This window comes from Bacillus sp. NTK071 (assembly GCF_017303315.1).
Taxonomy (GTDB): Bacteria; Bacillota; Bacilli; order Bacillales; family Guptibacillaceae; genus Guptibacillus.
On sequence record NZ_JAFKOI010000044.1, the window covers coordinates 1 to 1,075 of the forward strand.

General features: G+C 48.8%; 8 tRNA genes and 2 rRNA genes. All 10 read left to right on the forward strand.

Features of this window, described 5'->3' with window-relative positions:
• A 5S ribosomal RNA gene (rrf, locus tag JI666_RS20880) occupies positions 1-103 on the forward strand; the annotation flags it as partial.
• A 9-nt stretch (positions 104-112) separates the two neighbouring features.
• Positions 113-188, forward strand: a tRNA-Val gene (locus JI666_RS20885).
• Between the two features lie 36 nt (positions 189-224).
• Positions 225-300: transfer RNA gene (locus JI666_RS20890), tRNA-Thr, on the forward strand.
• 17 nt (positions 301-317) lie between these two features.
• Positions 318-393 (forward strand) — tRNA-Lys (locus JI666_RS20895).
• Positions 394-400: 7 nt separating this feature from the next.
• Positions 401-485: transfer RNA gene (locus JI666_RS20900), tRNA-Leu, on the forward strand.
• Positions 486-488: 3 nt separating this feature from the next.
• Positions 489-563, forward strand: a tRNA-Gly gene (locus JI666_RS20905).
• Between the two features lie 23 nt (positions 564-586).
• Positions 587-663: transfer RNA gene (locus tag JI666_RS20910), tRNA-Arg, on the forward strand.
• A 19-nt stretch (positions 664-682) separates the two neighbouring features.
• Positions 683-759: transfer RNA gene (locus tag JI666_RS20915), tRNA-Pro, on the forward strand.
• Between the two features lie 10 nt (positions 760-769).
• A tRNA-Ala gene (locus JI666_RS20920) sits at positions 770-845 on the forward strand.
• A gap of 170 nt (positions 846-1,015) precedes the next feature.
• Positions 1,016-1,075 (forward strand): 16S ribosomal RNA (locus JI666_RS20925); the annotation flags it as partial.

The window sequence follows — 1,075 nt, forward strand, 5'->3', positions numbered from 1 at the left end:
CGAAGAGGTCACACCCGTTCCCATGCCGAACACGGAAGTTAAGCTCTTCAGCGCCGATGGTAGTTGGGGGATCTCCCCCTGCAAGAGTAGGACGTCGCTAGGCTTATATAGTGGAGGATTAGCTCAGCTGGGAGAGCATCTGCCTTACAAGCAGAGGGTCGGCGGTTCGAGCCCGTCATCCTCCACCATATTTTTCTTATATAACCCGTAAGGGTACATATAATGCCGGCCTAGCTCAATTGGTAGAGCAACTGACTTGTAATCAGTAGGTTGGGGGTTCAAGTCCTCTGGCCGGCACCAGCTTTTCTTATTGAAAAGAGCCATTAGCTCAGTTGGTAGAGCATCTGACTTTTAATCAGAGGGTCGAAGGTTCGAGTCCTTCATGGCTCACCATTTATTTGCGGGTGTGGCGGAATTGGCAGACGCGCTAGACTTAGGATCTAGTGTCTTACGACGTGGGGGTTCAAGTCCCTTCACCCGCACCAATTGCGGAAGTAGTTCAGTGGTAGAACATCACCTTGCCAAGGTGGGGGTCGCGGGTTCGAATCCCGTCTTCCGCTCCATTTTTCTCAAAACATTATAATATGCGCCCGTAGCTCAATTGGATAGAGCGTCTGACTACGGATCAGAAGGTTAGGGATTCGACTTCTCTCGGGCGCACCATTTTATTTTCTCTTTTAAACGGGAAGTAGCTCAGCTTGGTAGAGCACTTGGTTTGGGACCAAGGGGTCGCAGGTTCAAATCCTGTCTTCCCGACCATTTTACCAACGGGGCCTTAGCTCAGCTGGGAGAGCGCCTGCCTTGCACGCAGGAGGTCAGCGGTTCGATCCCGCTAGGCTCCACCAAATTCTTTATAAATAAGGTATTGACAAGCACAAATCACATATGTTATGATGGTTTGGTCGCTGAAAACAGCAACTAAAGAAAAATCGATCTTTGAAAACTGAACGAAACGCCATGTAAGTAGTTGTTTCTTCGGAAACAAAACATTGTTTTAAAAGCTAGATTAAGCTTTCTATCGGAGAGTTTGATCCTGGCTCAGGACGAACGCTGGCGGCGTGCCTAATACATGCAA